General features: G+C 52.9%; 3 protein-coding genes and 2 pseudogenes. 2 read left to right on the forward strand and 3 right to left on the reverse strand.

Annotated features, from left to right (window positions below; all coding sequences use genetic code 11):
• Both KP705_RS14805 and KP705_RS14810 read right to left on the reverse strand, forming a co-directional pair.
• Positions 1 to 542: pseudogene (locus KP705_RS14805) on the reverse strand (IS5 family transposase); the annotation flags it as partial.
• 481 nt (positions 543 to 1,023) lie between these two features.
• Complete coding sequence (locus KP705_RS14810; protein ID WP_231875037.1) at positions 1,024 to 1,662, reverse strand: transposase; 639 nt, start codon at positions 1,660 to 1,662, stop codon at positions 1,024 to 1,026.
• Between the two features lie 1,403 nt (positions 1,663 to 3,065).
• On the opposite strand from KP705_RS14810, the gene KP705_RS14815 reads away from it, so the two are divergent.
• Positions 3,066 to 5,735, forward strand: a complete 2,670-nt coding sequence (locus KP705_RS14815) for a Hint domain-containing protein (protein WP_215764726.1) — start codon at positions 3,066 to 3,068, stop codon at positions 5,733 to 5,735.
• Positions 5,736 to 6,545: 810 nt separating this feature from the next.
• Positions 6,546 to 7,643: a hypothetical protein gene (locus KP705_RS14820; protein WP_215764728.1), complete on the forward strand. Its 1,098-nt coding sequence runs from the start codon at positions 6,546 to 6,548 to the stop codon at positions 7,641 to 7,643.
• Positions 7,644 to 7,816: 173 nt separating this feature from the next.
• On the opposite strand, the pseudogene KP705_RS14825 reads toward KP705_RS14820, so the two are convergent.
• Positions 7,817 to 8,037 (reverse strand): annotated as a pseudogene (locus tag KP705_RS14825) (IS5/IS1182 family transposase); the annotation flags it as partial.
• Positions 8,038 to 8,309 lie beyond the last annotated feature (272 nt).

Consider the following 8,309-nt stretch of genomic DNA (forward strand, 5'->3'; position numbering starts at 1 on the left):
GGCATCCCTGAACCAGTCAGCATCATAACCCCGGTCCGCCAGCATCCACTGTGCCATGGGCAGGCTGTCCAGCAGAGCAGCGGCACCGGTGTAATCACTGACCTGTCCCGCCGTCATGAAGAAGCTCAGCGGTCGTCCGTTCTGATCCGTGATCGCATGCAGCTTCGTATTCATGCCACCTTTTGTCCGTCCGATCAGACGCCCTGGATCCCCTTTTTTAGCCGCAGGCTTGAAGCCGTGCGATGTGCTTTGAGATAGGTCGCATCAATCATAATGGTCTGGGGCTCTGCCTTTTCGGCAGACAGGCCATCCATCATCCGCATGAAAATGCCCATGTCGCCCCAACGCTTCCAGCGGTTGTAGAGCGTCTTGTGTGGGCCGTATTCCCGGGGCGCATCCCGCCAGCGCAGACCATTGCGGTTCACGAAAATGATGCCGCTCAGCACGCGGCGGTCATCAACACGAGGTTTGCCGTGGCTCTTGGGAAAAAACGGTCGCAGGCGCTCCATCTGATCGTCCGTCAGCCAAAACAGGTCGCTCATCTTCAGTCTCCTTACAGAGCCTGAATCAAAATTCCCTACAAAAATCAATAGGTCCTGAGCCTAGATGATTTTCGACGTTGGGCAGACACGGCACTTGAGGCAAGTGCGAACTCTACGGCGCGAATTTGTCGAGCCGGGTGATCTTGCATGGCGTGCACAGGCTGCCAACAAGCTCGAAGAAATCCGAGCAGACGCTCCAAGTCTTTCCATTTATTGGTTGTCTCAGCGATCTGCAAAGCAAAAACTTAAAGAGGTGCCATAAGCCGTCCGTCAGCAGACGGCATAGAAACGCCGATTTATGATCCCGTCACCTTCGGCACGCTACAGCTTGATGGCGGGCCATACCCGATAGCGATGAGCACTACGTTTTCGCCATAGCCCTGCCACGGTGACGTCTTGCTGCCTCCCGGATCTTCGAGATTCCCATCACGCATATCGAGTCACAGAAATCCCTGCCGATGTCGCGGGCTAGCAACTGTGTTTAAGCGGCGGAGCTAATGCGCCATGGCACTCCGGTTTTGAGGACAGCGTTGGCGATTGTGACGAGACGCCGTGCGATAGCGACGATCACCAATTTATGTGGTTTACCCCGCTCTTTCATGCGCTTGGCAACAGCTTTCAGAACTGGATTATGGCAGGCAGCTGCCAATCCTGCCTGGAACAGAACGTGGCGGAGAGATCTTCTTCCCCCTGAAATGACACGTTTCCCACGCACCGCGCCGCTATCGTGAGCCATTGGTGCAAGTCCGGCCATGGCAGCAGCTTCTGTCGCCGTCATACGGCCGAGTTCCGGCATTTCTGCGAGAAGCATGGCGACTGATACCGGGCCGATACCAGGAATGGAACGGAGAAGTTCTGCTTTGGCGGAGAGTTCCTCTGCCTCTGCGATAACGCTTTCAATCCGTTGTTCAAGCTCGCTGATCTGGCTTTCGAGAAATGCTTTGAGACTGCTGTCCATATCCTCCAGTTCAGCGCTCACACCCTGCTTGCGGCGCGCCGAAATCTGGGCAGAAAGCCGTTTACGTGCCTCCACCATCTGAGCTCTGCGCACCGTCAGTGCCCGCAGAAACTGGAGTTTTACATCCGGCAGTGTTCGTCCTGCTTCTGGACGAAAAGCCATAAAGCGCGCAATCAATTCCGCATCGATCTGATCGGTTTTCGCGCGTTTCCCCTATGGAGAGTGCGAAAGCTTTGATCTGTGCAGGGGGCAACTGGACTGCATTGAGTCCCATACTGATGAGAACACGCCAGAGTGCCCATTCCTGTCCACCGGTGGCTTCAAACCCAACCTTAAGACCGTCCGGCATACTCTGAAGAATTTCCAGTAATCTGGCATGGCCATCAGGTGAATTCTGAAAACGAAATCTCTGCTTTTCTGGCAGGCAAAAGCCATCAAGCCAGTCTCGGGACACATCTATTCCAATGACGGTTTCCGAACACATATCACTCTCTCTTTCTTATGTTCGCGGTCCCGAAAGCGGGCCGCCGTCAACTGTTCGAGACGGTGAAGAGAGGCGAGATCAGCCTGCTAGAAAACGTGGTCAGGCTACCAGGTGTTAAGCGCTGTATCTCACCTCATGAACGCCCCTGGCCAGGGGCGTTCATGAGGTCATCATAACAGGCTGGAAACACATAAGGTGTTTAGTCCCGGGGTTTGATGGGTTGGATTGATGATGAATCTTTCTGGCTCTGAAGTCCATATTTTGCCGAGCCCTCGAAGCGCTCAGACATCCGTCAGGCCTGAGCTGAATAACTTCCTCTGCTTCTTTTCCAAGAACAGGGGCAGAGGAAGATCCCCAGAAGTCTGTGCATCTTTGTTGAAGTAGCGGGTGCCTGACAAAAGAAGCGGTACTTTTGGGGGCAGAATAAAGCAGCTTCCGGCCGGATTACTCCGGCATCCTACAAAAACGGCTTCTCACTTCGTTCAATGCGAAGCCTTTGTGTCATGCGTAGAGTATTAAACACTATCATTAATCTCTGATAAATAAGTCCGTGGACCAGTCAGAAAATGTTCTGCGGATTACTCGAAGTCTAATTGGAAAAACCTGAGAAATAATCAAGAAATTTTAAATTTACCATCCAGAAAGTACCGAAAATAAATCATTACCAAAAGTTTCGCATAAAATGGATTTTTCTCGAAAACCCGAAAATATAATCACTAAAAATATGAGTTGTAAGGGCCTGAGAAAATAATCAGTCCGACAATTTTCTTTGGTATACGTTGCAGCGAATGTATTGGATTTCCTAGGTTTCCAGATTGGACTCCAAATTATCCAGTTCTTGACGAAATTTTTGTTGTAAGAATCCAAAAGAATAATTTTAGAATTTATTTTATATTAGGTGTGATATTTTTTTAACATACCGAAAACAGGGTTTTTTTCACGAAAATGATACTGGTTTCCATTTGGTTAAAAAGTTCCAAAAAACAATTTCCTTTTATTTCATATCGTTGCTGTCTACAGGCGATAGGAGGGTAATGTTGGTTTGTTATTAACTACCCCCGAAAAGCTGGAGCTTGATCAAATGGCGACGACATCTGTTACTTCCGGACAAACTACTAGTAGTCAGGTTAACGCGGGAAACGTTGAATACGTCCAGAACGGCGGTACTGCTGCGGGTCAAACTAATTATGGTACGCGCTATGTACAATCAGGGGGAATAGTTACGGGTGGTGTCTTGTCAGGCACCGGTGTAGACTATATCGAGGCTGGTGGATCATCATACCAGACTGCCATTAGCAGTGGTGGTACGCGCTATGTCGAGTCAGGCGGTACCGCAATCAACCCATATCTTCGCAACGGCGGCACAATTGTCGTTTCATCGGGCGGCCTTGTAACAAGCGCAAATGGCGTCGGCGGTGTTCTGAGTGCGCAAGCTGGGGCCATCGTAAACAGCGCCTATGCCTCGGGCGCCAACGCCAGTATCATTCTCGATAATGCGGCAATCTTGAGTGGCACGATTAGCGCAACGCAGTCTGCAACCGTGTCGGGAGGAACAATCGGCTCTGGGGTTGTTGAAAATATCTCCTATTATGCATCCGCAACAAACCAGAACATTGCCAGCGGCGGTGTCGCCAATTTTTACGGAAGCACCTATTCGTCTGACATTACCATCAGTGGTGGTACCCTTAACCTCAACGGTAATACGATTTCAGGTTATCAGTTCCAGGGATCAGACGGTCTTATTACGATCTCCAGTGGCACTCTAAATGGATCTAATACTTCTGCGGTGACGGATGGGAATACCATTACACAGCGTGGTGGTACGGTTATTAACCAGACAATCGGCAGCGGTGGTATTCTCAATGTTCTAGGCGGAACAGCTTCCAGTACGGTGATTGAGACTGGAGGAAGTGCGGTTATAAACAATGGCCTTGCCAAGGACATGTTCGTAGACGGTGGATCCGTCGATGTCATCAAGACGTCCGGTGGAGCTTCGGTAGGATTTACATCGGGTGGCAACGGAGGAACAATTACTCTCGAAAGCGGTGTAACATTCACAAATACATCTTCATCGTACTGGGTCTCCTCCGGCGGCAACTATATTGTTAAGTCAGGTGCCCTGTTAAGCGGCGGACACATCTTGTCCGGAGGGACGGTCGTGGTCAGCGGCGGTACAACGTCTAACGTTGTGCTTGATGGTGGAACCATGGATGTTTACACACCAACAAGCGGGACTAATAATACATCCTTCACTTCAAATGGCGGTATAATTAATTTCGAGAGCGGATTCAAAGATACCAGAACTTGGACTGTATCCAATAACGTTACATTTAATGTTTTAAGTGGCGCGTCTATTTCTACGCCGTCGATCAAGAATGGTGGTACAGTTAGTGTAGCCTCTGGCGGCATCATTTCTGGCCAGGCTGTCGTCTCCTCTGGTGGTACACTTGTCGTTAACGGCACAGTCGGAAGCAACAGTATCCTGCTTTCTGGGGATGGTGCCGGTCTTGTCATCAGCGGCACGACAATGCCAACCAATACAATTTCGGGTTGGTCACCCACGGATACGATCGAACTAGCATCAGTTCCAGCTGCCAGTGTCACCAGCGTCACCACAACATCCACTGGCATCACGTTCTATACTTCCGGCGGCACATACTCGCTCAATGTACCAGGCGCCAGCAGTTACGGTTACACCCTGTCGTCTGACAGCAATGGTGGCCTGATTTACACGACGTGCTTTGCAGAAGGCACCTCGCTGATGACGCCGGATGGCGAAGCCACGGTCGAAACGCTCGTGCCGGGTACGCTGGTCATGACGCCGAAGGGGGCCATGCCTGTCAAATGGCTGGGTCATCGTTCCATCACCGTCTCCAGCCAGCCTGTGCCGGAAGAAAACTGGCTCGTCCGCATTCGCGAGGGCGCGCTTGCAGAGGGTGTTCCGTCCCGTGACCTGCTGGTGACGCAGGAACACTGCATGGTCTTCGAGGGCAAGCTTGTTCCGGCCCGTATGCTGGTCAATGGCGCTTCAATCCTGATTGATCGCACGATCAACAGCTACACGTACTATCACGTTGAACTGGACAGCCATGAAGCGGTTTGGGCTGAAAATGCACTAACCGAGAGCTATCTCGACACGGGCAACCGTGACCAGTTCGACAATCACACCGTGACGGCCCTCTTTGGTGGTTCCAGAAAAACGGGCGGTTCATCAACGCTGCCGCTTGAGACCTCCCGGGCCTTCGTTGAGCCGATCCATGCAGCCATTGCGGCACGCGCCCCCAGTGCTGCGCCTCAGCCTGAACTGACCACAGACCCGGACCTGCATCTGGTCACCAACTTTGGTCAGGTTATCCGTCCGCTGCGTCAGGCAAACGATCGGGTCATGTTCATGATCCCCGCGAATGTTGCGACAGTGCGTCTGGTCTCCCGGACCAGCCGTCCGAGCGACACGATCGGACCGTTCGTGGATGATCGTCGTAATCTGGGCGTTCTTGTCGGGGATGTTTCACTCTTTGCTTCCCGTCAGACAATCAGTCTGACAGCGCATCTTTCCCTGTCTCACCTGTCAGGATGGCATGGGCTGGAATCTTCCAGATACCGCTGGACAGACGGTGATGCAGCTCTGTCGCTACAGAACGGAGATATCGTTAGCAGGGAGCCAAGCATTCTCTCCATTCAGGTTGTGTCCGGCGGACCATACCTTATGGAAGATCACACTGTGCGCTCTGATCTGCGCCAGGTCGGATAAACACGCTGTTAGATGATGATGGGGAGGCGACTGCCTCCCCATCACATGAGAACTTCGAAGAGCCATTGATTGAAGCCTTGGAGATCTGATTTCGGGCGTCATGGACGATAATTTCGGTTTCTGCGTGACGAGTTCCGGCTTGTGTCTGGAGAAAAATGGGCGATTCCGTGCTCTGGATTGTTACGCGATGGTGCGGATCCGCTCCAGGAACAGGAAGCAGTGCATATTGGGGATGATATTGACCAACCCGACCCTCATGGTAGCCCGCATGATATCGGCAGTGCGGGTAAACAGTCCTATCTATGATTTCTAGTTGGCGAAAACATGTTCCACGCGAGATCAGATGACGAGCCTGCTAACATCCAACCGCTAGATCTGGGGGCCTGGTTTTGAGATGCGGCTTCCTGTGATCTTGGGTGAATCTATGTTGCGATCTAGAAGTTTTTTATCGTGATTCAGAGTGCGAGATAGGCGTCGCGGGACTGGGGCCTGAGTACTCAGGCCGCTGACAGAATGCCATTTAGGTTGGAAAATCCCGCTGAACCGTCATTCACGTCGGTGAGGAATTCCCACAAATTTCATGGCCTGATGGAAAAACCCCTATGTCCGATAATAGGAATTAACGGACATAGGGGGTGAAGAGGGGGCGACTTTTGAAAAAATTTGCAAATCCAAGCTAAGGCCGATTTAACATGACTTGATGTCTTTCTTCGCTCTCTCTTCAAACCTGTCTCGGCTCACGCTGAAGGCCACCTTCAAGCTCTGGGATGTGACGGCACTGATGCTCCATGGTCCTGCGCCGGCGATGCCGTGATGCTCTTGCCGACGCGTACGACGCTTCAGGTCTCTGACGTGGCGGTCGACCTGACCGCGGCATCGATAACCATCGGTCGTCTCGATCAGCGGCTCCAGAACCACCCCCTGAAGGAGGCCTTCCTCTATCGCGCCCGTCTCGACGCTGTCCGGGCCCAGGCGCAGGTCGATGGCCAGGCCATTGATCCTTGGCACCTGGCGGCTGTCCTGGAAGGCCTGCGCCTCCCCACGCAGGACCTTGAGGGCGCTGACCGGTTTGCTTTGGTGGAAGCGGCACAAACAGCGTTTCGGCTCTATCAGTGGCAGACCCATCCTTCTGCAACACAACGGCATGAGATTGCACGGGCTCTCTCTCATCTCCGGCCTTTCATCAGACCGTGTGGACCCCTCCTCGGTGCGGCGAGCGCGTTTCATGACTGGCTGCATCAGGGAGGACAAAGAGCTCCGTTCCGGGCCGCACTTGGCGTTCTGTGGCGCAAACGGGGCGTGATGCGCAGCGCCCTTCCCCTAACAGGTCCTGCGGCGCTTCGTGCCGGAGCGCCTCATGATCCTGTGCGATGGGTTCCGGTTTTCCTCAGAGCCGTGACGGCAGAAGCCCACTCCATGACCGAGATGCTGCGTGGCATGGAACGCCAGTGGGTCATGGCCCGCAGAGAAGCCGGCGCGCAGCGTCGGCACTCGCGAGCCCCTGCGGCCATCGACATCCTGGCCGCTCGGCCTCTGACGTCCGCGACGACGCTGGCAGACCTCCTCAAGATGTCTGTTAACGCTGCCCTGGACCTTCTGGAACGGTTCGAAAGCAGGGGATTTGTGGTGGAAGTGACGCATCGCTCCGCGCGGCGGCTGTTTGCCTTGCGGGGCTTTGAGCCTTTACGCGAGGCTCTGATGCCGCCGCGCAGGCTTGCGTCTTATCCCCTAGAAGACACTGATCCTGCTCTGCCTGACGAACTGCGCCCGTCAGATCTGGTATCAACGCTCTCCGAACAACAGGCAGCGATGTGGAAGCCCGACTTTACCGAGCTTGAGGCCGCGATGAGAGAAGCAGACCACATCCTCAGGAAAACGACTTCGCGGAGAAACAAGCTTCGATTGTAACGCCATAATCAGGCCTGCTCTCGAGGAGAGTGTATGAGGGATTGAAGAACCGTTAATTGATGTACCTTGGTTCTGATTTTTGGTTTTTGGCGATTTGATTGAAGCTTCCTGAAGCTGATTTTCGTTCTAAGTTTTGAACAGACCGGGGAGTATCGCCACCTGCGATGGCACGTACTCGCGCTGATCTGTTCCAGGAAGAGAAAGCGGCTCATATTGTAGACGATATTGGCCAAATGGTCCGTTTGATACCGACAGTTCGGACGAACAGCCCCGTCTCTGACTTCTGGTCGGCAAATATATGCTCGACACCCGAGCGGATAACGGACTTTCAAGCATTCAACTTCTGGATATGCCGTGGCATGGGCTTGAGATGTGGTTTTTTCCTGTGAACCTGGAGGGTTCGAAAAACCCTTCAAATTGAATCGCTAATGCGGCGCTATAGACGTGTGCGCTCTTAAAGTACGATACTACCTAGCACTACTTTGACAGAAGTATGATTTTTAGGATTCCCATGGTGCTGATKGCGTAATTCATGGGGAGCCAGCTTTGACGGAGGCTGGCATTGGAAGAAGATTGGCAAGCGGATCTTGAGTGCTGGCTCGCCCCGTATCTGGAAGGTCTGGGCAACAAGACGCGGCGTCGCATTTGTCCGGCCTATATCGCAGG

The sequence above is a fragment of the Gluconobacter sp. P1D12_c genome (assembly GCF_018812105.1).
Classification (GTDB): Bacteria; Pseudomonadota; Alphaproteobacteria; order Acetobacterales; family Acetobacteraceae; genus Gluconobacter; species Gluconobacter oxydans_A.

What these genes read in the sequence shown, in the direction of transcription:
- KP705_RS14810 (WP_231875037.1), bottom strand. Translation starts at nt 1,662, where the DNA reads ATGGCTTTTCGTCCAGAAGCAGGACGAACACTGCCGGATGTAAAACTC.
- KP705_RS14815 (WP_215764726.1), top strand. Translation starts at nt 3,066, where the DNA reads ATGGCGACGACATCTGTTACTTCCGGACAAACTACTAGTAGTCAGGTT.